This is a genomic window from Caballeronia sp. dw_19, assembly GCF_018449515.1.
Classification (GTDB): Bacteria; Pseudomonadota; Gammaproteobacteria; order Burkholderiales; family Burkholderiaceae; genus Caballeronia.
The window spans coordinates 88,461-109,027 of record NZ_JAAVUQ010000005.1 but is presented as its reverse complement, the minus strand read 5'-3'; the positions used below and the strand labels follow the sequence as shown (position 1 = coordinate 109,027).

Below are 20,567 nucleotides of genomic sequence, written 5' to 3'. Positions count from 1 at the left end.
GGGTGTCGCTTTACCCTTCCCGAGGCGCTACCAAGCCGATATGGCGCGATCTGAAAGGTCGACCTGCGCAAGCTTCATGTCTAGCACGCGGTTTCACACGGCCTCGGCCATGAAGCGTCATTCGCCCGCGGCGTCGCTTGGACATTCAGAAGTCGTTTCCACACAGGCAGCGGCCATTCGCGATGGCGAACGTTGCATGATCGGCCTTAGCAGACGTCGATGTGATCGCGCAGGTAGAACTGCTATCGAACGCAGACCAACCACTCGATGAATGCCGTTACTTCTTCGGGATGCGATGCCGCAGGCGTGTGAACCCGCTGCACCGTAATCGTCGCGGCATTCATGTGCATGACAAAGAAAGCGCTAGAGCAACTGGCTAAGGATCATCGCAGTACCGACGAGGCTAGCGAGGTATGCCAAGGTACGAATTCCTTTGATACCAGCTAGGTAGCTAATAGCGTGAACAATACGCGCGCCAAGGAACAGCCACGCACCAGCTACCGTAATCGCATTCGATACACCGATTCCGCGCGCCACCAAAACCACGATGGCGAAAGGCACGAGGTTTTCCAGCAGATTACGGTGGGCGCGTATTCCGCGGCCAGCCATACCGGTCGGCTCGGGTGCGCCTTCACGATTGCCGGATATAACCGGCATGCCAACCTGCTTCGCATAGAGAGCCACGTAGATCAGCGGCAGAACAAGGCATAGCACACCCGAATCTACGAGAGCCAACAATTCACTGTTCATTCTGCATCCTATCCATTAGTTAGTTATTGGTCCGACTCGGGTCACTGTCCCTTCGCGGCCTGTTCGATAAGTGCAGCGACTTCGTCGGGATGCGACACCGGCGACGCGTGGCTCGACTGCAGCGTCACGGTCGTGGCATTCATGCGCTTGGCGAAGAAGGCTTCGGCTTGCAGCGGCACCATCAGGTCGTTGGCCGAGATCGCGTAGTACGTCGGCTTGAGATGCCAAGCCGCGACCGTCGCCGGAGCACCGAAAGCTGCACCGCTGATCGGCTTCTGTTTGGCCGCCAGCGCCTCGCCTTCGGCCTCCGGAACATCGCCGACGAAGACGTGCGCGTAGGCGGCGGAATCTATGGAAAGGAAGCCCTTGTCGTTGGGATGAATCGCCTTCAGACCTTCAGTCGGCGGGCCGTTCGACGTCAGCGCTTGCAAGGTTTCACCCTTGTCCGGCGCGAAGGCAGCAACATAGACCAGCGACTTGACCTTCGGACTGTCCCCGGCCTCACCGATCACGACGCCACCCCAGGAATGGCCGACCAGAACGGTCTCACCCTTTTGGGCTTCCAGCACCTTCCGGGTCTCGGCAACGTCGGCGTCGAGCGAAGTCAGCGGGATATCGACTTCCGTGACCTTGAAACCCTTTGCGCGCAACAGGTGCGCGACTTGATCCCAGCTTGATTTGTCGGTGAAGGCGCCGGGCACGAGCACGACGTTATGGGCGGTCGCGGCGGATGCGGCGAGAGGAGCGCCCACCGCCAACATGGCGACAAGGGCGGTACTGATGGCAGTGATTTTCATCTGGATGACCTTTCGATATGATGAGGGTTCCGGCAAATCGGAACATTTCTTGTCAATCGCTTCCAATGCAAGAATGTGATGGTGATTTCCTACAGAAACGCTTATATTTCCGTGTTAAAGCGCATCTGCACGGTAGAATCATATTCATGAGAGACGATTCATACCATGATGGAATTGCCGAAAAACTTAACCATTCATCCGAAAATTGGCGACACTGCATCGCCTGATCTGCTGTCCCACGTGCTGGCACAAATCCGTCTCACGGGAGATCTCGTCTACGCGTGTACCCTCGCGCCGGGGGAGCGCTTGGCGCTGGAAACCGGGGTGGCGCATGTTTGCATCGTGACGCAGAGCGCGCTGCGCATCGAGGGTTCAGAAAATGGAACCATGACCATCGACACGGGCGATCTGATGATGTTGCAGCGCGGCGCGGGTGATCTGAGGTTGACCGCCGATGAGGTACCGACGACCATCATCCTTTGCCGCTTCCTGTTTGACACCGACAGCCTTCGGGGCTTGGTGTCCGCGCTACCCGAGTGCATCCACATCAGGCGTGAGGAGAGCGCGGGATGGCTCGAGGGGATCGTGCATTTCCTGATGATCGAAGCCGGCGATGTCCAGCCGGGCGCCGCCTTGATGGTTTCCCGGCTGATCGATCTGGTAGTCATCCGCACATTGCGGAGCTGGATCCAGCAAGGGCCCGCGTCGGGATGGCTGGGCGGACTGTCAGATGCGCGCATCGCCCGTGCGCTGAAAGCCATTCATGAACAACCCATGCAGCGCTGGAGCATCGAGACCCTTGCGGCCATTGCCGGCATGTCCCGCTCCAATTTCTGCGAGCGCTTTGCCGCACTGGTGGGCCGATCTCCGCTGCGTTACCAGAACGAATGGCGTTTGACGCTTGCGAAGGATTTGCTGGCCAAGCGCGAGGCCCGAGTCGGTGAAATCGGACTCAGTATCGGTTACGAGTCGGAGGCCGCCTTCAGCCGCGCTTATAAGGCGCTGTTCGGTCATTCGCCACGCGTCGATTACAGGCAGCGCAGCGATATCAATTGGCAGGCGTAGTTGGCTCGCTATCGACTTGTCAGAGTATTCCACCCATTTCCCGGATCAAGTCGACTAGCGCCCGCAACGGCAGAGGCAGGTTCCGGCATCCCGAGTAATAAAGGCAAAGTGCGGGATAAGTCGGCGACCAATCTCCCAGCACGCGCACGAGCGTGCCGCGCTCCAGATCGTCCTTAACGTACCAGTCCGCGAGCATTGCGAGGCCGAGGCCGTCACGCGCCGCGGTGTGCATCAGCGTGGGTTCGTCCAGCAGCAGCGGGTCGTTCACGTTGACGGTCAACGGCTCGCCATGACGGACGAATTCCCAGCCGACGGCCGCACCACTAGGCTGCCGCGCGCGGATACAGCGATGCGCCGCAAGATCGCCCGGCGATGACGGTTTCTCGCGACCGGCGAAATACGCCGGTTATCCCACGACGGCCATCTGGAACGGTTGCCCCATCGGAATCGCGACCATGTCGCGTGGCACGAGATCGGCGCGGCGGATTCCCGCGTCGAAGCCATCCGCGACGATTTCGATCAGTCCGCCTTCGGTGACGAGGTCGATGCACATGTGCGGGTGTCGGCGCAGGTACCAGTGTGCGCGCCAGTTCTCGATACCCTACCTGCGAGGGCTTGCGGGTGCGATTCCCGTAGGCTACTCACCTAAGAGTGTGTCAAAACCTTTTTGTTGAAGCCTATCATTGCCTTTTCGCGTTTCAGGGTGACAGCCATCGATGAAGCTGCACATGCTTTGCTCAGCGATCCACCTGGTCGACCATCGAAGGAAAGCGCACACGTTTTTCCTTCGCGTTCTTGCACACGCTGGCGACGAGTCGGGGAGGCGGAAAAGCTACGGCGTGTCTGAATTGCGGGGCTGAAATCGTCTTATGAAACGTCTATTGGAAAGCCATCGTGTTAGAAAATATCATCAGCTTGAATACGGAGCAGACAACTGACCTGGCTCACCGGCATCGGTGGACATCTACCATGCTGCATCGCTATGGAATGAAGTGTCGGCTCCACGATTCTCGTTCAGCGGATTGCAAGATCCAGCAGCGGCAACTCGGGGAGTTCCTGGTTTTAGATCTGGACATGGCGCATCAGGCCGTATCGCCTACTCTTCAGGAGAACGCCTGCTGGAACGGGGAGCACCTTTTTCTGAAGATGATCAAGCGCGGCTCCATTTCAATAGAGCAGAACGGAAGCACACGAACGTTCGGCCAGCAGAGTGTGCTCGCTGTCGATCCGCTGCACGCCTACGCTGAATATTTTGGCGAGCAGTCATCGGTCACTGTGCTGCGACTACCGAAGCAGGCTTTGCGTGATCGCGGATTGCCCTATAGCTTTCATGATGTTCATCTTGGCGATTCGAGTTCACCGGACGTCCTGGCCGTGCGCGACTTTGTCCTTCTGCTCGCGCTGCAGCGGGGGGCGATTAGCAGCGAGCTGGGGAAACGCATGTCGGATCTGTGTCTCGATTTGCTGGACGTGATATTCAATGAGGGATCGAAGTCCGGACATAGACGAACCAGCGCAATGACCTTGGTACTGCGCGCGAAGCAGGTAATCAGGCGCCTCGCCCGAAATCCCGATCTGAACATGTCCAGGATCGCACGGGAGATGAACATATCGCCGAACTACCTGACTCGCGCGTTTAGAACAACCGGCCAAACGCCAATGCGCTATTTGATGTCCTTGCGCCTTGAGCTTGCGTCGCAGATGCTTACCGAAACGAATCGTCAGGTCAAGGAAATCGCATTTGGTTGCGGGTTTGTCAGTACCTCACATTTTTGCCATGTTTTCAGGCGGGAATTCGGGATGTCTCCCTCGGACTTCGCATCTCAATGCCCTGCGGTTTCTCCGGATTCTAAAGACCGAGATCGCTTAAGCCTTCATGGTCGTCGGGGGGGCGCCCCAGCGCCCAATGAAACAGGCGGTCTTTAGCCTCAATTGGAAGATCGTTGATGGAAGCGTGTCGGACGGCCATCAAACCGGTTTCGTCGAACTCCCAGTTTTCATTACCATACGAGCGAAACCAGTTTTGTGCGTCGTCGTGCCACTCGTAAGCGAACCGCACCGCAATCCGGTTGCCTGTGAATGCCCAAAGCTCTTTGATCAGGCGGTAATCAAGTTCACGCTGCCATTTGCGGGTAAGCAGGGCGACGATAGCCGGGCGCCCCGTTGCAAATTCGGCGCGGTTCCGCCATCGGCTGTCGAGGGTGTACACCAGCTTAACCTTTTCGGGATCTCGCGTATTCCAGCCATCTTCGGCCATCCGAACTTTTTGCTTGGCCGTCTCTTCGTTGAAGGGCGGGAGCAGGGGGTGTTGTTCCTTCGACATGAGAAATCTCCTTGGTGAAGAATGGGTCTGTTGAGGTTTCACCCCACAAGCGGATCCGTTGAAAGCCCTAAATATAGCCAACGCGATGGATTGCCGGCCCGGCCTCGCAAATACGCAACAGGCGTATTTGCGTCTGACAGTCGACGACGGTTGCCAGGGGTTGTCCCGAAATTAAGTTCGAGAAATGCGAGCACCCGCGACGTCACACGATGCATGGCCGGTAAATCCGACTTGTCCTAGCTAATGATCCATAGCTTGCCACGCATCGGGGCGATCAACTTAATGCAAGCTGTGGAAGCACGAAGCAGGAAATCGTTGTGCCTGTTTCAGAACACACGCGCAGCATCAGTTGCGGTATCCCTACTCTAAGATCTCTCATCCGACGAGATCACCCCACTCATCTTGGAAGCTGCGGGACAGCGCAGCTAACGGGTCTCCGATTGCGCGGCGATGCCGAATTGAATGAATCGGAACGCTGCCGCGCTGTGCAGGCGAGTGATCCGTAGGTGGCCGCGGACCGTTCGGGCGTCGTGCGATCTTCAACTGGTTGGTTTCCCTGATACACCGCCGCCAATGGGTGCAATGGCGTTGCAGACAGGCTTGTATTTCACCCATGTGTTCAGTATGGAGAGCTTCATGAACGACTCGATTGAAAACGCATTTTCCTCAGGCCGTCGCCGGATGTTGCTCGCCAGCGCTGGCGCGGGTGCCGCCGCCGCAGTTGTCGGCACGCCCGTATTTGCAGCGACGGGGGAGAGTGCCGAGGCACACAACGCACATTCCCTTCACCAAAAAGGCACGCATAAAATGAACACAGTCACGACGAAAGACGGTACGCAAATCTATTTCAAGGATTGGGGTAGCGGTCGTCCTGTTGTCTTTTCTCACGGGTGGCCGCTGGATGCGGACGCATGGGATCCCCAGATGCTCTTTCTCGTGCAGAAGGGCTATCGTGTGATCGCTCATGACCGCCGAGGTAACGGCCGTTCGGACCAACCTGGTCACGGCAACGACATAGACACCTACGCGGACGACCTCGCGACTGTCATCGACACGCTTGACCTGAAGGACGTCACGTTGGTGGGGCACTCGACCGGCGGTGGAGAAATTGCACGCTATGTCGGGCGGCACGGCTCGAAGCGCGTGGCAAAGATGGTCCTGATCGGCGCCGTGCCTCCACTGATGTTGAAGACCGAGGCGAATCCCGACGGGCTGCCAATCGCTGTGTTCGACGGCATTCGCGCGGGCGTCGCAGGCAATCGCTCACAATTCTACCGGGATCTCGCCGGGCTGTTCTACGGCTATAACCGCCCGGACGCGAAGATTTCGCAAGGCGTTATCGACGAGTTCTGGCGCGAAGGCATGTTGGGTTCGATCCTCGGGCAATACGAGTGCATCAAGCAATTCTCCGAAGTTGACTACACCCCCGATCTAGCGAAGATTGATGTGCCGACGCTGATCCTCCAGGGCGACGCCGACCAGATCGTGCCACTCGACATTTCGGGGCGCAAGTCCGCGAAGATCATCAAGAACGCCACACTCAAAATCTACCCTGGCGCGCCGCACGGCATGTGTACGACGCACGCGGATCAGGTGAACGCGGACCTGCTCGCGTTCCTGTCGACCTGAGGTTCGTCAGCTGCGGCGTGGCTTAGTCAAACATCCCCGCTCCGGTCGGTACATGCGCGCCGATCGGAAGCGTGCCTGAAACCGATGCTCGGCGCCATTTGCCCGATGCAGTGAGTGGAGTTCGATGATCAGCAGTGCACGTTGATGTGACGCATGTTTGATGTGCGTGTTCACCGGAACCCCAGTCATGAACCTCAGCGCATTAGACCTTTCGAGAGTGCAGTTCGCGTTCACGGTTTCGTTCCACATCGTCTTCCCGGCGATAAGCATAGGCTTGGCTAGTTTTATCGCTGTACTCGAAGGTGCTTGGCTGAAGACGGGCAAGGAGCACTACAAAGACCTCTGCCTGTACTGGTCGAAAATATTCGCGATCGGTTTCGGCATGGGTGTCGTGTCGGGCGTCGTCATGGCCTACCAGTTCGGCACCAATTGGGCGGGGTTTTCGAAATTCGCCGGACCTATCACAGGCCCTCTGCTGACCTACGAGGTCATGACCGCATTTTTCCTTGAGGCGGGTTTCCTCGGCGTCATGCTGTTCGGGTGGGAGAAAGTCGGCCGCGTCGCCCATTTCGCCGCGACCGTCCTGGTAGCTATCGGGACATTGATTTCGACTTTCTGGATACTTTCGTCCAATAGCTGGATGCAAACGCCGCAGGGTTTCACGGTCGAGAACGGTCACGTGGTGCCACAGGACTGGTTCAAGATCATCTTCAATCCGTCCTTTCCGTATCGCCTGTCCCACATGGCGATCGCCACCTTCATCGTGGTGGCGCTGATCGTGGCAGCCACCGGTGCCTGGCATCTGCTCAAAGGGCGGCGCGACCCCGCGGTAAAAACCATGTATTCAATGGCGCTTTGGCTGCTCCTCGCGCTGGCTCCCATCCAGATACTGGTCGGCGACCAGCATGGCTTGAACACGCGCAAATACCAGCCCGCAAAAATCGCCGCCATCGAAGGGCTGTGGGAAACTGAACATGGCGGCACGGCGCTGAACCTCGTCGGCTTTCCCGACATGAATGCCGAGGTCACGCGCTACGCCATACAGGTGCCGCATCTCGGTAGCCTGATCCTTACGCATAGCTGGGATGGCGAGATTCAAGGCCTCAAGGAGTTTCCTAAAGAGGACAGGCCGAACTCCTCGGTCATCTTCTGGACCTTCCGTCTGATGGCTGGGCTTGGGATCCTGATGGCGCTACTGGCGCTACTCGGCTTGCTGCTCAGACGCGGTGGACGCTTGTTCGAGAACCGGCTCTACCAACGCTTCGTATTGCTGATGGGACCAACGGGCCTGATCGCGCTGCTCGCCGGCTGGGTGACGACCGAGATGGGACGCCAGCCATGGGTGGTGTATGGCGTGATGCGGACGGTCGATGCGCTATCTCCGATCTCGGCCCAAGCGGTCAGCCTGGCGCTGATGGCGTTTATCGTCGTTTACTGCGTGGTCTTTGGCACGGGCATTTATTACATATTCCGGCTGCTTTTGCAGGGCCCGTCGCCGAGCCGAGCTCTGCCCTCGTCGATCCGCGACCTCGACGCTGGCCACAGCGGTCGCCGGCCGATGTCGGCGGTTGAGTAACACAACGGAGCCACATGATGGGCATCACGACAGCTTGGGCCGCGATCATCGCTTTTGGATTGTTCGTCTATGTGGCGCTCGATGGATTCGATCTGGGGATCGGACTGATCTTCCCAGTCTTCCCCGACGAAGAAGAACGCAACATGATGATTCACAGCGTTGCACCCGTCTGGGACGGCAACGAAACCTGGCTGGTGCTCGGCGGCGCTGCGCTCTATGCAGCGTTTCCGGTCGCCTATGGTGTCGCGCTGTCGGCGTTGTATCTTCCCATCGTGATGATGCTGGTGTGCCTGATTTTTCGCGGCGTCTCGTTCGAGATCCGCGGTAAGGCGAAGCGTACCAAGCAGCTTTGGGATTTGTCCTTCATCGCCGGATCTGCGGGCGCAGCTTTTTTCCAAGGGGTCATCCTCGGGGCTTACCTGCAAGGCATCCCGGTCACGAATGCATCGTTCTCCGGTGATTCGTTCTTTTGGCTGCAGCCGTTCAACGTGCTTACCGGCCTGGGCTTGATGGCCACCTATTCTTTGCTCGGTGCGTGCTGGTTGATCATGAAAACGGAAGGTGACCTGCAACGGCGCCTGTATCGCCTGGTCGCGCCGCTGACCGTGGTGTTGCTGGTCTTCATCATAGGGGTGTCGATATGGACGCCGATGATCAGTGTGCAGATCATGCAGCGGTGGTTCCAGTCCGGCTTGTTTTCGCGGCTGATCGTAGTGCCATTTCTAGTGGCGATCGTTGCGATCGGCATGTTTATCGCGATTCGGAGGCGTCTTGAAAAAACCGCTTTTGTCCTGACCCTGCTGCTGGTGCTGCTCGGCTACATCGGCTTACTGGTCAGTGTCTGGCCTTACGCGATACCGTTCACGATCACGCTGGCGGATGCGGCGGCACCGCGTTCAAGCCAAGTGTTCACGCTGGTCGGCGCGGTCGTCATCCTGCCCATGATCCTAGTCTATACCACGGCGGGCTACTGGATCTTCAGGAAGAAAGTGCAACAGGGCGCTCAATATCATTAACGCGTATTCATTCCCGCCTATGCTTAAAGGTCGCAGACTGCGCCGGGCTTTTTGGTTCGTGGCCTTATGGTGTATCGGTGTCGGCGGCGCGCTGCTGCTGGCACTGCCGTTCGAAGTATTGATGCATATGGCAATGCGCTAAGTGGAGGCTGAAATGTCTGAGCAACGCAACGTTCGAGGAATCAAACGATACGATAGTCCGGCGGGCGGCTGGGGTGCTTTGGGAGCCACCGCCAAAGCGGTGCGCGAGCAGATGGAAACCATCGAGGCACCAATCACGCTGTTTCGGACCAACAAGCCCGACGGGTTCGATTGCCCTGGCTGCGCGTGGCCGGACAAGGAGCACACGTCGACCTTTCAATTCTGCGAAAACGGCGCGAAGGCAGTAACCTGGGAGGCGACCAAGAAGCGCGTGCTGCCCGAGTTCTTCGCCGCGCATACGGTTTCGTCACTGCTGGAGCGCACCGACTTCGAACTGGAAAATGAAGGCCGGCTGACTCACCCGATGGCGTATGACCGCGCCAGCGACACCTACAAGCCCATCGGCTGGGACGCGGCTTTTGCCCGCATCGGGGAGGTGCTGCGAGCGTTGCCCGACCCGAACATGGCTGAGTTCTACACGTCCGGTCGTGCTTCCAACGAAGCCGCGTTCCTTTATCAATTGTTTGCGCGTGAGTACGGCACGAACAATTTCCCCGATTGCTCGAATATGTGCCACGAGGCCACCAGCGTGGGCCTGCCCCAGTCGATCGGGATCGGCAAGGGCACGGTGTCGCTCGACGATTTTGACCAGTGCGAGATGATCATCGCGATGGGCCATAACCCCGGCACCAACCATCCACGCATGATGGGCACGCTGCATGAAGTCGCGCGGCGCGGCGTGCCCATCATCGTATTCAACCCGCTGCGCGAACGGGCGCTCGAACGTTTTGCCGATCCGCAGAACGCGATGGAGATGGTGACCTTCGGCTCCACGCCGATCGCTTCGTCTTATTACCAAGTGAAGGTCGGTGGGGACGCTGCCGCGTTGAAAGGCATCATGAAGGCGCTGATTGCGCTCGATGCCGATGCGGGTCCGGGCAGCACGGTTCTGGATCATGATTTTATCGCGACCCACACGCACGGTTATGAGGCCTTCGCCGAGGATCTGCGCGCAACGCCATGGCCGAATATCGAAGCCGCCAGCGGATTGCCGAAAGCGGCTCTCGAAGCGGTGGCGCAGGCCTATGCCAAATCGAACGCTACGATCGTGACCTACGGCATGGGGATCACGCAGCACAGTACCGGCACCTCGAACGTGCATCAGATCGCGAACCTGCTTTTGCTGCGCGGGAATATCGGCAAGCCGGGAGCCGGTATCTGCCCTCTGCGCGGCCATTCCAACGTGCAAGGCGATCGCACGGTCGGGATCACCGAGAAACCGTCGGCGGACATGCTCACCAGGATCGAACGAGTATTCGGGTTCAAGCCGCCTGAAGCGCATGGCCACGACGCGGTCCGGGCCATGCAGGCGATCATCGATGGGCGTTCCAAGGTGCTGGTGTGCCTGGGTGGCAACCTCGTGGTGGCGCTGCCCGATGCCGAGCAATGTTTCCCGGCCATGCATACGCTGGACCTCACCGTGCATATCGGCACCAAGCTCAATCGTACGCATCTGCTGGTGGGCCGGGAGTCGATTCTTTTTCCGTGCCTGGGACGTACCGAGCAGGACGTGCAGTCGGAGGGGCCGCAATCGATCACGGTCGAGGATTCCATGTCTATGGTCCATGCTTCGCGCGGCAAGCTGCCGCCGGCTTCGGAACATCTGCGCTCCGAGGTCAGCATCATCGGTGGCATGGCCCATGCAACGCTGCCGCAGAGCAAGGTCGACTGGCTGGGGATGGTCGCCGATTACGACCGGATTCGCGATGGGATCGAAGCGGTTTTCCCCGATTTCGCCGATTTCAACGCACGTATCCGCACGCCTGGCGGCTTTCGTTTGTCGTTGCCACCTACCGAGCGTGTTTGGCCGACCTCCTCAGGCAAAGCGGAATTCATTGCATTCCAAGGCGTGATCGAAGATCCGCAAACCGGTGGTGCCGACGTGCTGAAGCTCACGACACTGCGCAGCCACGACCAATACAACACCACGATTTATGGGCTTGACGATCGCTACCGCGGCGTGTTCGGGCGGCGCGACGTGATCTTCATGAGTGAAGAGGATTTGGCCGCGCAGAGCCTGGAGCACGGAGATCTCGTCGATGTCGAGACGGCGCTGCCTTCCGATAGCCCGAGACGGCTGGTTGGATATACGGTGATCGCCTACAAGATCGCCAGCGGCTCTGTGGGGGCCTACTATCCGGAAGCGAACGTGCTCTTGCCGCTCGACTACTTCGATAAGGCCTGCGGCACGCCGTCTTATAAGTCGATCCCGGTTCGCATCTCGCGCCGGGCGGTTTGATGAGTGCCGGCGTCGGTTTGGCGCCGGCACTGCGATGGTAAGTTCTCGGGGCGATTATGATCGTACGACCGCCGCTGCACTGGCTGAGGGCATTGACGGCTTGGCGGGGGTCCGTGCTGCCAGGGTTGATTCCGCGGTTGTCGTTGGTCTTCGCCTTATCGTTGGTGGCTTTGTGGTTGCACGATCACCGCAACTGGCTTTTGAGCCCGGAGCCGTTCGGGCTGATCGGCATTTCGCTCGCCGTGTTCTTGGGCTTTCGCAACAAAGCCGCCTACGACCGCTATTGGGAAGGGCGCAAGCTGTGGGGGCAACTGTTGATCGCATCGCGTTCGCTCATGCGCCAGGCGCTCACTTTTCCGCAACCGGCATGCGCGAGCCCGGATGCGCAGGCATTCGGCGCATTGCTGGTCGCATTCGCGCACGCGCTGCGGCATCAGTTACGAGGCACCGACTCGCATGACGATCTGCATCGTCTGCTGCCCACCGAACTGGCGATGCGTATCGAGGCCGCGCCCCAGCGACCCGCGGTGTTGCTGCTTGAACTCAGCGGCTGGGTGCAGGCACGCGCTCGGGAGGGCGCGTTCGATGGTTATCGGATGCTCGCGTTTGACGAAAATTTCAACCGACTCTCGGCGGCTCTTGGCGGCTGTGAGCGCATCGACAGTACGCCGATGCCGTTTGCCTATTCGGTGATGATCCACCGTACCGTCCATTTCTTTTGCGCGTTGCTGCCGTTTAGTCTGGTTGGCAGTTTAGGTAGTTTCACGCCGCTTTTTTCAGTATTCGTTGCCTACACATTCACGGCCATTGAGTCGCTCGCGGCAGAGCTTGAAGAGCCGTTTGGGCTCGACCCCAACGATCTGGCGCTGGGCGCACTGTGCATTGGCATCGAAAACGCGGTGCACGCGCTGCTGGGCGACGGTATTGAAATCGCGCTCACACGGCGCAGGGATTTCGTGGTGTCGTGAATCGCCGCGGCGGCGGTTTAGGTGTTAAACAGTCCCCCTATGTTAGCTGTTCGAGTGCTACCCGTGCATGTCCGGTCGCTTACCGCGAGGTCTGCTAAAGGCCTCGGACAATGATCGGCGGTCGCCAAACCACGACGCGTTTTGACACAGTCCGTTTGGCGACGTTCTGCGCCGCAATCCAAGTCGCACGGTATCAGTTGCGCCGCGAAAATTGGAAGGAGATGCGAATGCCAAAGTTGGGGTATTCGTCCTTTCCGTTCAAAATCTGGCGGTAATTGCATGCGGAGCCTCTCGCAGCAAGGCTCGGTGACTCCACGGTTTTCGGCCAGTCGGAGAATGCGCAGATCAATAATCGAGACGACGTGCGGAAGTTTCATGGCCAACTCGGAGATCTCACTTTCCGTAAGCCGGGGCGGCCGCGCAGCCCTGACGTTCAGGTTTGTTTTAAGGACCGCCTGTGCGTCGTCGAGCTCTATGCTCTCCAGGACGGCAGTCAGCCCCCCATCTCTTACAAGCTCGATCGATCGGTCGCGAACCATCGAAAAGAAATCATATGGGTGAAACAGCAGCCGCGCTGGCCGGACAAGGTCATCTTCAGTGCACTTCCTTCTCGATCACGTGCGGTGATCGGCGTCATCGCCGATCATCCAGTCCGCCGCCGCGGCGAGCTGCTGCCGCAAGCAGTAGCTGACCGGTTGCCTTCGCCCGATCGTCCGAGCCAAGCTGACGCGTCAAGACAGCGCTGACCAGACGCTGGCTCCGCACCTCCGTATGTCATTGCATCATTCGTCCCATGAGGACTGTTAGGCCTGAGATTTGCCGATCGATGCGCCGCCATCGACGAACAGCGTCTGACCCGTCATGAAGCCCGCATCTTCCGAGAGAAGAAAGGCGATCGCTGCAGCGATTTCATCGGGTTGTCCGAGACGGTTGAGCGGAACCATCGACAGATAACGCCGCTCGCCGACACTTCCGACGGGGCTCGTTGCACGGAACAATTCCGTCTCCGTCGGGCCCGGAGCCACTGCGTTGACGGTAATGCCCTCCAGGGCAAGTTCCAGCGCCCACGTACGCGTGAAGCTCGTCAGTGCGCTTTTCGCTCCGGCATACGACGTACGGTCGATGACGCCGAGAATGGTGAGGCTCGTCACATTGACGACGCGGCCCCAACCTTTCGCGCGCATGGAGGGTAGTACCGCCTGAACGGCCTGCACCGCAGGCGTCAGGTTCCTGCGGAACGAATCTTCGAATGCGTCAAGGTCGATTTCGCCGATCTTGCCGGGTCGAACGAAACCGACGTTGTTCACAACCCCGTCGAACGAGAACCGCTCGGTCAGTTCCTTGAGTGCTCGATCGGTCGCCTGCCGGTTGCTCAGGTCCACGGAGACGAGCGTGCCGGGGAAAGTCGGATCGTCCGCGTTGCGTGCGATGCCCACGACGACATGACCTGCGGCGGCAAGCCTGTCGGACAGTGCGCGGCCGATGCCCTTGCTCGCGCCAGTAATGAGGAAAGTGCGTGTATTCATCTTTGACCTAAACGTAATGGTTCAGAAAGGGATGACCCAGTTCCATGCATGTTTGACACACTTGTCAAGATTGGCACTATAGCCAACCTTGACAGGCATGACAAGAATCATTTACATAGAGCTTCGAAGACTGGAAAGCGGAGCGGTGGCATGGCTGGGATTCGTCAATTCGATGAAAACGAGGCGCTCGAAAAGGCCTTGGTGCTTTTTTGGCAAAAGGGTTTTGCGGAAACCTCGATGCAGGAGCTCGCTGCAGCGACCGGCGTGCAGCGCGGCTCGCTCTATAACGCGTACAAAGGAAAGGGGACGTTCTTTCTACGCGTGTTCGATGTGTACAAGGACCGGTTCCTAGCGCAGTTGCGCGATACGCTGGACAAGCCCAAGCTGCGCGACGCCCTACGAAGCTTCCTCGAGACTGTGATTGATTCGATGACAACGGGCGAACCGACGCGCGGATGCCTGACGACCAAATCTGCGTTTGGCTCCAACGTTATCGACCCGCCGGTTCAGCAAGCGTTGCAGGGCATGCTCGACGCATTCGAGATGCTTCTTCTCGACAGGCTTCAGAAGGGGGAGAAGGGTGTTCGCCTGATGTGCTCTCCCGAGGACGCTGCGCATTTGATCGTCACGTTTACTCGTGGCCTTGTGGTAATCGAGCGTGTGTATCAGGACAAGGCACGCATGTTAGCCACCGCGGACTCACTCATTGCGTTGTTGGTGGGGTCACCCGCAACGGTTCGCTACCCGTCTCTTCCGCACATTTGATGGCCTGTATGACGGTGAGTAGTACTATGCCAAGAAAACCAAGGAATCTTAGTCGGGCTTTTCTAAGTCTAGGGCGTGTTGCCATTGAGGCGTTCTCGGACAACCATGTTCAGCCACGACGCGCTGGTCGGCGTGAAATGCATGACAAGGCACGGGTGCTTGGCCGGCCACTTCTGCGCATCGGGGTGGCTATGCATGGCGTAGTTGTCCACGATCAGATGCAGGCTCAGGTGCTTGGGCGTGCAGTGGTCGATTAATCGCTACTGAATTGTTGGACGAGAACGTTCAATCGAACCTCGGCGCCTGTAGCTGGCCTCATGACTACCTCGCCGAAGTCGACGGATGCGCCCGTAACCAGCACAGCTTTTCCCAAAGTCCGCGAGCGCTGAACTCGACGGCCTCTGGGAAGTATCATCTCTCGCCCGCCACACTGCCTCGCTCGAGTTCAAGCGCCTCGAGCACCGCTGCCGTGGCATTGCTGGCAGCGTGTGCCGCCGGAAACCCTGCATATACAGACGCCTGAAGCATGACTTCCTCGATTTCCTCGACGCTCAACCCGTTGGTCAACGCGATGCGAATGTGATTTTTCAGTTCGTCGTGCTGGCGCAACGCAATCAGGATACCGAGCGTGACCAGACTGCGTGCGCGGCGATCGAGACCCTCGCGTGCCCACACGCTCCCGAACACGAAGTCCATCGACAGGGCCGTCATCGATGCACCGAACTTCCCACTGTCAATCGAGGCCTTCATGTTTTGCGCTCGCTCGACGCCGCGCAACTGTTCGTACACGGCAAGTCCGCGTTCCGTGGCGTCTTTCATTGCGGCCCCGTTGTCGCCGCGCCGAGCACGGCCTTGGTCTCGAGAAACGCTTCGAGCCCGAATGTGCCGTATTCCCGACCGATGCCGGACTGTTTGTATCCGCCGAAGGGTGCGAACGGTTCGTGCGGCGCGCCGTTGATGATCACGCGGCCGGCCTCCAGCCTCGACGCCACGGCGCGTGCCCGTTCGACGTTCGGTGAAATCACGTACGCCTGCAAGCCGTAGACGGTGTCGTTCGCAATCGCGATCGCTTCTTCGTCACTGCGATACGTGAGGATGCACAGCACCGGCCCGAAGATTTCTTCACGTGCGATGCTCATATCGTTGGTCACGTTCGCAAACACGGTGGGTTTCACGTAGTAACCCGCGAGCCCGTCCGGATGTCCTTCGCCGCCGGTCACAAGTGTCGCGCCTTCTTCCTCACCGCGCAGGATATACCCCTGCACACGTTCATATTGTCGCTGACTGACCATCGGGCCGATGGCCGAATCAGCGTCCTGCAAGTGACCGACCTTGACCGCAGATACCGCTTCTTTTGCCAACCGGATGACATCCTGAAGACGACCTTCCGGAACAAGAATGCGTGTGCCCGCAATGCACGCCTGCCCGCTGTTCTGAAACCCGGACGTGATGGCGAGTGGCACCGCTGTCTCAAGATCGGCGTCGTCAAGAATCAGCGTCGGCGATTTGCCGCCGAGTTCGAGCGTCACGCGCTTCATCGTGTCCGCACTCGCACGCAGAATCGATTTACCTACCGCGGTTGATCCTGTAAACGAGATCTTCGCGATATCCGGGTTCGAACTCAGCTCCGCACCGACGATATCGCCACGTCCCGTCACGATGTTGAACACGCCTGCCGGCAGACCCGCATCGTGCAAGGCTTCGGTAACGATCTGTGTCTGGATAGCACTCATTTCGCTTGGCTTGACGACCGCCGTGCATCCCGCGGCGATCGCCGTTGCGAGCTTGTTGCAGATAAAACCGGCGTTCGCGTTCCACGGCGTGATCAGCGCGGCGACGCCGACCGGCTCCATCACCACTTCCGCCGACGCAATCCGGCGCGTGAACGAATACCCCTCAAGCGTGTGCGCCGCGTTCAGAAAAGACTCGGCGGCGTAACGCGCTCCCCATACGGCCCGCGTCGAGGGCGCGCCGTATTCCTCGATTGTCGCAGCGGCGAGGCGATCGACATTGGCGAGCATGGCTTCATACAGACGCTTAAGCCACGCAATGCGCTGTTCCTTGGCTGTGCGCGAAAACGCCGGAAATGCACGGCGCGCGGCGGCGATCGCATCTTTCGCGTCCTGCGCGTCGGCAAGACGTACTCGGCCGATGACGTCGCCCGTCGAAGGGTTATGGAGGTCGAACCACTCCTGTCCGTGTGGCTGCACAAACTGGCCGTCGATATAGATACGCTCGATGCTGTACATGAATGCTCCAATCAGATTGTCATGATTCTGAGCATAATCAATTGCATCTGCATTGATAAGCCGGATAAACTCATATGAAGTGATCCGAAAATCGGGACAATGTATAAATCAGGTTTGATCGAACTGGAGGTCGTGCTCGCCGTTGCGCGACTGGGTGGCTTTCGTGCAGCGGCACGCGAATTGGGCATGTCGTCGACGGCGCTGAGCCGCGCCATTGCGCAACTTGAAAAGCGGCTTGGCGTACGACTCTTCAACCGGACGACGCGAAGCGTTGCGCTAACGGAAGCGGGCGCGCAGTTCGTCGCAGCGGTCAGTCCGGCCCTGTCCGAAATCCAGCAGGCGATGGCCGCCGTCAACGATCGTCGTGCGACGCCAACCGGCACATTAAGACTGAATTGCGCGGTTGGCGCCGCGCGGGCCGTCCTCGTACCGGTCGTGCTGGAATATCTACGCCGTTTCCCCGCGATGAGCGTCGACATCGTCACCGAAGCGCACTTCGTCGATATCGTTGGCAAAGGGTTTGATGCTGGCATCCGTACCGCCGACGCCGTGCCACGCGACATGATCGCTGTGCCGTTTGGCGGGGCATTGAATTTTTCCGTCGTCGCCGCACCCTCGTATTTTGCGAAACACAGGAAGCCGCGTACGCCACAGGATCTGATGTCGCATCAATGCATACGTGCGCGCTGGCCAAGCGGTACGCTGTATCGTTGGGAGTTCGAGCGACGGGGTGAGAAACTTGTACTCGACGTACCTGGCGATCTGACGCTTGACGAGCCTACGTTGATGCGCGATGCCGCGATCGCGGGCGCGGGCATCGCGTATCTCTGGGACGCAACCGTGGCGGACGACCTCGCGGCGGGGCGGCTGGTTGCCGTGCTAAAGGACTGGACCGTCACCTCGGCCGGTTTGTGTCTCTACTACACGGATCGGCGTAACGTGCCGGCGGCGTTGCGGGCGTTCATCGAACTGCTGCGCGAACCTGTTTCCCGGGGCGACCCACTTCACCCGCGTGGTCAAGCACTTGGCGCTGCATCGCCCAAGACGCGTTGATGTATCGGCGCCGGAAGAATCGTAAAGAGCACTCTTGATGCTTCCTTGAAGAAATTGGCCACGATCAGATACCCATGGTCGCGGATACACGCTCTTGATCCAGCTTGCCCAACATGGCGAAACTGTCGGCCAGCGTCTGGCATGCGAGTGCTGCTCGCACGTGAGTGTCCACCTCGGCAGCAAGATTGCCGAAGAAAGCACTGAAGTTCGAACTGACGAGACACTGATGAGGATAGTCGCTGCGCGGCGACCACAGTTCCTTCTCCCCCATCACTGCGTCGTAGATGTCGCAAAGCGTGATCTCTTCCGAGGCTCTTCCCAACGCCAGCCCCCCGGCGCGGCCCATGCTGGAAGTGACCAGTCCGGTTTCGATTAAAGGCACAAGCAGGCGCCGGACGAAGGTGGGATGTGACCCCACGCCCTCGGCCAGGCGCGTCGAGCTGACGGGTTCGGCGCACACGGACCTCGCCAACGTGAGGCCCAACATCAGTTGCAGGGCTGTTGCAAACCGGACATCGATCACGGGAATCTCCTTTGCAGCATTATATGCGCTTTTCAATGTTGCACTTATTGCTCAACCCATATATGCTTTTCATAGGCGCATTTTATAGGATGAAGGAAACCATGTCAGTGGACTACGACATCGCGAAGGTTCTGGCCCGCTACGTTCGCGCGGCCGACCAGCGAAACGGGACGGCGATGGCCGAATTGTTCCTCCCCGAAGGCCGAGTGAAGATCTTCTACAACGACGCAGGTACCCCGGAACCGCTGGGCGAACTCTTTGGGCGCGAGGCCATTGCCGATGCCGTCACAAACATGATGAAACCTCACCCGCCAAGGGGCTGGAGCCATCACACCACACATGACGCGATCATCGACGTCGACGTCGATGGCGATACTGCGACGCTCGATGCGCAGTTCATCGTCTATAACGTTGTCGGAGACTTGAAGCCCGAGGGTGGCTGGCCGCAAGGCGCGTCGGGGGCACAAGGGACGGTGACGCCGATCGAGTCCGGCTACTATCGCCCCACTTTGAAAAAGGTTGACGGTCGCTGGATGATCGAGACCCTCCAGATCATTCTTGATCTGCCGGCAGCGTTTTGAGGTCCGGCGATGAAAGCAATCGTTTATGACCGATATGGTGGACCCGACGTGCTCGACTATCGTGAGGTCCCCGATCCCAAACTGAGCCAGAACAGCGTCCTGATTCGTATCAAAGCTGCTGCGCTTAATCCTGCGGACGTCGCGCTGCAGGCCGGACTCGGCGACTCCCATATGCCCGTATGGTTTCCCGTTATACCCGGATGGGATGTCGCCGGCGTCATCGAGACCGTCGGCCCCGGCGTCAAGGAGTTTTCCCCGGGCGATGAGGTGATGTCCTACGTCCGCGAGGAAATTCTGCATCACGGCGGCTACGCCGAACTGATCGCCGTGCCTGTCTATGCTGTGGTGCGAAAGCCCGCCAGGGCGTCATGGGAAGAATCTGCCGGTTTGCCGCTGGCGGGACTCACGGCCTATCGAGCTATCGTCCAGACACTGGCGGTCACGTCACAAGACGTTGTGCTGATCCACGGCGCCAGTGGTGGTGTTGGCTTGTTGGCAGCCCAGCTCGCCCGGAATGCGGGCGCACGTGTCATTGGCACCGCGGCCGTGAGCAATCACGATGTGCTTCGGACGTTCGGTGTTGAGCCTGTCGAATATGGCGAGGGCCTGGTTGGACGAGTCCGACAAATCGTGCCGGAAGGTATCACAGCGGTGCTCGACTGCGTCGGACGCGGAACGCTGCTCGCGACCACGGCGGTGAATCGTGCGAACGCACGCGTCTGCTCGGTGGCGGATGCGGGACCCGGGATCGTCACCGTCTTTGCACGCCAGGACCCCGATATCCTGAGGCGCCTCGCGCAGCTTATGGACGAGGGCACACTCCGCGTGATCGTCGCACAGGTGTTCCCGCTCCACGACGCTGCAAATGCCCAGCGCGCACTCTCCAGTCGGCGCAGAGCTGGAAAGATCGTCCTGGTGCCATAACGAACACCCGCGGCGTTCCTTCGCCTTGTCCCGAGGCAAAACGGTACGGGTGGCGAGGTCAGACCAGAATGTCCGTGTTGAGGATCGAAGGTGCCGAAATCGAAGACTGGGATGCCCGACCAACCTTCAATCATCAATCACACTGGTATGTATCGATGCGTCGATGGCAGGCGAGCTGTTGTCATGCACAAAAATCCAGGCACCGGTCGCCACTGCGCCGCCGGCTAAGTTCAGTTCCGTCGCCAGCTTGTACAGGCTCGCTGACGATGTCACGGCGTGGTCTTTGGCATACGTTGTCGGATAAGGCACCTCTCCGAAGTCATGGACAGCGCGTTCATGCTGCCGGTTGGAATCCATTCCGTGCTGGGGCAGATGGACCACA

At 59.1% G+C, this 20,567-nt stretch carries 21 protein-coding genes and 2 pseudogenes; 12 read left to right on the top strand and 11 right to left on the bottom strand.

Annotated features, from left to right (window positions below; all coding sequences use genetic code 11):
* Positions 1-363 precede the first annotated feature (363 nt).
* Together HB376_RS09065 and HB376_RS09060 are read right to left on the bottom strand one after the other, a co-directional pair.
* Positions 364-750 carry an MAPEG family protein gene (locus HB376_RS09065; protein ID WP_213763230.1) on the bottom strand — a complete coding sequence of 129 codons (387 nt, stop codon included), beginning with the start codon at positions 748-750 and terminating at the stop codon, positions 364-366.
* Positions 751-791: 41 nt separating this feature from the next.
* Complete coding sequence (locus HB376_RS09060) at positions 792-1,547, bottom strand: alpha/beta hydrolase (protein WP_213763228.1); 756 nt, start codon at positions 1,545-1,547, stop codon at positions 792-794.
* A 165-nt stretch (positions 1,548-1,712) separates the two neighbouring features.
* Between HB376_RS09060 and HB376_RS09055 the strand changes: the two genes are divergently transcribed.
* On the top strand, positions 1,713-2,612 hold the full coding sequence (locus tag HB376_RS09055; RefSeq protein ID WP_213763226.1) for an AraC family transcriptional regulator: 900 nt from the start codon (positions 1,713-1,715) through the stop codon (positions 2,610-2,612).
* A gap of 19 nt (positions 2,613-2,631) precedes the next feature.
* Here HB376_RS09055 and HB376_RS09050 read toward each other — a convergent pair.
* Positions 2,632-3,006 (bottom strand): annotated as a pseudogene (locus HB376_RS09050) (LysR substrate-binding domain-containing protein); the annotation flags it as partial.
* Between the two features lie 12 nt (positions 3,007-3,018).
* Positions 3,019-3,165: a hypothetical protein gene (locus tag HB376_RS09045; protein WP_213763225.1), complete on the bottom strand. Its 147-nt coding sequence runs from the start codon at positions 3,163-3,165 to the stop codon at positions 3,019-3,021.
* Between the two features lie 416 nt (positions 3,166-3,581).
* Between HB376_RS09045 and HB376_RS09040 the strand changes: the two genes are divergently transcribed.
* Entirely contained in the window at positions 3,582-4,538 is a 957-nt protein-coding gene (locus HB376_RS09040; RefSeq protein WP_213763223.1) for an AraC family transcriptional regulator, read from the top strand.
* Here the strand turns inward: HB376_RS09040 and HB376_RS09035 are convergent.
* Positions 4,462-4,935: a nuclear transport factor 2 family protein gene (locus tag HB376_RS09035; protein WP_213763221.1), complete on the bottom strand. Its 474-nt coding sequence runs from the start codon at positions 4,933-4,935 to the stop codon at positions 4,462-4,464. The genes HB376_RS09040 and HB376_RS09035 overlap by 77 nt on opposite strands.
* 807 nt (positions 4,936-5,742) lie before the next feature.
* On the opposite strand from HB376_RS09035, the gene HB376_RS09030 reads away from it, so the two are divergent.
* From HB376_RS09030 to HB376_RS09005, 6 genes are all read left to right on the top strand, one after another.
* On the top strand, positions 5,743-6,564 hold the full coding sequence (locus HB376_RS09030) for an alpha/beta hydrolase (RefSeq protein WP_213763526.1): 822 nt from the start codon (positions 5,743-5,745) through the stop codon (positions 6,562-6,564).
* A 187-nt stretch (positions 6,565-6,751) separates the two neighbouring features.
* Positions 6,752-8,140, top strand: a complete 1,389-nt coding sequence (locus HB376_RS09025) for a cytochrome ubiquinol oxidase subunit I (RefSeq protein WP_213763220.1) — start codon at positions 6,752-6,754, stop codon at positions 8,138-8,140.
* Between the two features lie 17 nt (positions 8,141-8,157).
* Positions 8,158-9,156, top strand: a complete 999-nt coding sequence (cydB, locus tag HB376_RS09020) for a cytochrome d ubiquinol oxidase subunit II (RefSeq protein ID WP_213763525.1) — start codon at positions 8,158-8,160, stop codon at positions 9,154-9,156.
* A 154-nt stretch (positions 9,157-9,310) separates the two neighbouring features.
* Positions 9,311-11,596, top strand: coding sequence for an FdhF/YdeP family oxidoreductase (locus HB376_RS09015; RefSeq protein WP_213763218.1), 2,286 nt, complete (start codon positions 9,311-9,313; stop codon positions 11,594-11,596).
* 56 nt (positions 11,597-11,652) lie between these two features.
* Complete coding sequence (locus HB376_RS09010; protein WP_213763216.1) at positions 11,653-12,564, top strand: bestrophin family ion channel; 912 nt, start codon at positions 11,653-11,655, stop codon at positions 12,562-12,564.
* Positions 12,565-12,926: 362 nt separating this feature from the next.
* Complete coding sequence (locus HB376_RS09005) at positions 12,927-13,310, top strand: hypothetical protein (RefSeq protein WP_213763214.1); 384 nt, start codon at positions 12,927-12,929, stop codon at positions 13,308-13,310.
* Between the two features lie 57 nt (positions 13,311-13,367).
* Here the strand turns inward: HB376_RS09005 and HB376_RS09000 are convergent, their stop codons facing one another.
* Positions 13,368-14,090, bottom strand: coding sequence for an SDR family oxidoreductase (locus HB376_RS09000; RefSeq protein WP_213763213.1), 723 nt, complete (start codon positions 14,088-14,090; stop codon positions 13,368-13,370).
* A 150-nt stretch (positions 14,091-14,240) separates the two neighbouring features.
* Here HB376_RS09000 and HB376_RS08995 point away from each other — a divergent pair, with 150 nt between their 5' ends.
* Positions 14,241-14,855, top strand: coding sequence for a TetR/AcrR family transcriptional regulator (locus HB376_RS08995; protein ID WP_213763211.1), 615 nt, complete (start codon positions 14,241-14,243; stop codon positions 14,853-14,855).
* Positions 14,856-14,950: 95 nt separating this feature from the next.
* Here HB376_RS08995 and HB376_RS40875 read toward each other — a convergent pair.
* The 3 genes and pseudogenes from HB376_RS40875 to HB376_RS08985 form a co-directional block, all read right to left on the bottom strand.
* Positions 14,951-15,109: pseudogene (locus tag HB376_RS40875) on the bottom strand (IS630 family transposase); the annotation flags it as partial.
* A 157-nt stretch (positions 15,110-15,266) separates the two neighbouring features.
* Positions 15,267-15,674 carry a carboxymuconolactone decarboxylase family protein gene (locus HB376_RS08990; RefSeq protein ID WP_213763209.1) on the bottom strand — a complete coding sequence of 136 codons (408 nt, stop codon included), beginning with the start codon at positions 15,672-15,674 and terminating at the stop codon, positions 15,267-15,269.
* Positions 15,671-17,104: an aldehyde dehydrogenase family protein gene (locus HB376_RS08985; protein ID WP_213763207.1), complete on the bottom strand. Its 1,434-nt coding sequence runs from the start codon at positions 17,102-17,104 to the stop codon at positions 15,671-15,673. The genes HB376_RS08990 and HB376_RS08985 overlap by 4 nt, the downstream gene beginning before the upstream one ends.
* 99 nt (positions 17,105-17,203) lie before the next feature.
* Here HB376_RS08985 and HB376_RS08980 point away from each other — a divergent pair, with 99 nt between their 5' ends.
* Positions 17,204-18,157 (top strand): LysR family transcriptional regulator, encoded by a 954-nt coding sequence (locus HB376_RS08980; RefSeq protein WP_213763206.1) that lies wholly within the window; start codon positions 17,204-17,206, stop codon positions 18,155-18,157.
* Between the two features lie 64 nt (positions 18,158-18,221).
* Here the strand turns inward: HB376_RS08980 and HB376_RS08975 are convergent, their stop codons facing one another.
* Positions 18,222-18,680: an Rrf2 family transcriptional regulator gene (locus tag HB376_RS08975; protein ID WP_213763204.1), complete on the bottom strand. Its 459-nt coding sequence runs from the start codon at positions 18,678-18,680 to the stop codon at positions 18,222-18,224.
* A gap of 107 nt (positions 18,681-18,787) precedes the next feature.
* Here HB376_RS08975 and HB376_RS08970 point away from each other — a divergent pair, with 107 nt between their 5' ends.
* Together HB376_RS08970 and HB376_RS08965 are read left to right on the top strand one after the other, a co-directional pair.
* Positions 18,788-19,261, top strand: coding sequence for a nuclear transport factor 2 family protein (locus tag HB376_RS08970; protein WP_213763203.1), 474 nt, complete (start codon positions 18,788-18,790; stop codon positions 19,259-19,261).
* Positions 19,262-19,270: 9 nt separating this feature from the next.
* The gene (locus HB376_RS08965; RefSeq protein ID WP_213763201.1) at positions 19,271-20,185 is read left to right on the top strand and encodes an NADP-dependent oxidoreductase; all 915 of its coding nucleotides are present in this window, start codon (positions 19,271-19,273) and stop codon (positions 20,183-20,185) included.
* Positions 20,186-20,311: 126 nt separating this feature from the next.
* Here HB376_RS08965 and HB376_RS08960 read toward each other — a convergent pair whose 3' ends face one another.
* On the bottom strand, positions 20,312-20,542 hold the full coding sequence (locus tag HB376_RS08960; protein ID WP_213763200.1) for a hypothetical protein: 231 nt from the start codon (positions 20,540-20,542) through the stop codon (positions 20,312-20,314).
* Positions 20,543-20,567: the final 25 nt, after the last annotated feature.

Bases quoted from the DNA above. Each gene is read 5' to 3' on its own strand.
- HB376_RS09065 (WP_213763230.1), bottom strand. From the start codon at position 750: ATGAACAGTGAATTGTTGGCTCTCGTAGATTCGGGTGTGCTATGCCTT.
- HB376_RS09060 (WP_213763228.1), bottom strand. From the start codon at position 1,547: ATGAAAATCACTGCCATCAGTACCGCCCTTGTCGCCATGTTGGCGGTG.
- HB376_RS09055 (WP_213763226.1), top strand. From the start codon at position 1,713: ATGATGGAATTGCCGAAAAACTTAACCATTCATCCGAAAATTGGCGAC.
- HB376_RS09045 (WP_213763225.1), bottom strand. From the start codon at position 3,165: ATGTGCATCGACCTCGTCACCGAAGGCGGACTGATCGAAATCGTCGCG.
- HB376_RS09040 (WP_213763223.1), top strand. From the start codon at position 3,582: ATGCTGCATCGCTATGGAATGAAGTGTCGGCTCCACGATTCTCGTTCA.
- HB376_RS09035 (WP_213763221.1), bottom strand. From the start codon at position 4,935: ATGTCGAAGGAACAACACCCCCTGCTCCCGCCCTTCAACGAAGAGACG.
- HB376_RS09030 (WP_213763526.1), top strand. From the start codon at position 5,743: ATGAACACAGTCACGACGAAAGACGGTACGCAAATCTATTTCAAGGAT.
- HB376_RS09025 (WP_213763220.1), top strand. From the start codon at position 6,752: ATGAACCTCAGCGCATTAGACCTTTCGAGAGTGCAGTTCGCGTTCACG.
- cydB (WP_213763525.1), top strand. From the start codon at position 8,158: ATGGGCATCACGACAGCTTGGGCCGCGATCATCGCTTTTGGATTGTTC.
- HB376_RS09015 (WP_213763218.1), top strand. From the start codon at position 9,311: ATGTCTGAGCAACGCAACGTTCGAGGAATCAAACGATACGATAGTCCG.
- HB376_RS09010 (WP_213763216.1), top strand. From the start codon at position 11,653: ATGATCGTACGACCGCCGCTGCACTGGCTGAGGGCATTGACGGCTTGG.
- HB376_RS09000 (WP_213763213.1), bottom strand. From the start codon at position 14,090: ATGAATACACGCACTTTCCTCATTACTGGCGCGAGCAAGGGCATCGGC.
- HB376_RS08995 (WP_213763211.1), top strand. From the start codon at position 14,241: ATGGCTGGGATTCGTCAATTCGATGAAAACGAGGCGCTCGAAAAGGCC.
- HB376_RS08990 (WP_213763209.1), bottom strand. From the start codon at position 15,674: ATGAAAGACGCCACGGAACGCGGACTTGCCGTGTACGAACAGTTGCGC.
- HB376_RS08985 (WP_213763207.1), bottom strand. From the start codon at position 17,104: ATGTACAGCATCGAGCGTATCTATATCGACGGCCAGTTTGTGCAGCCA.
- HB376_RS08980 (WP_213763206.1), top strand. From the start codon at position 17,204: ATGTATAAATCAGGTTTGATCGAACTGGAGGTCGTGCTCGCCGTTGCG.
- HB376_RS08965 (WP_213763201.1), top strand. From the start codon at position 19,271: ATGAAAGCAATCGTTTATGACCGATATGGTGGACCCGACGTGCTCGAC.
- HB376_RS08960 (WP_213763200.1), bottom strand. From the start codon at position 20,542: ATGGATTCCAACCGGCAGCATGAACGCGCTGTCCATGACTTCGGAGAG.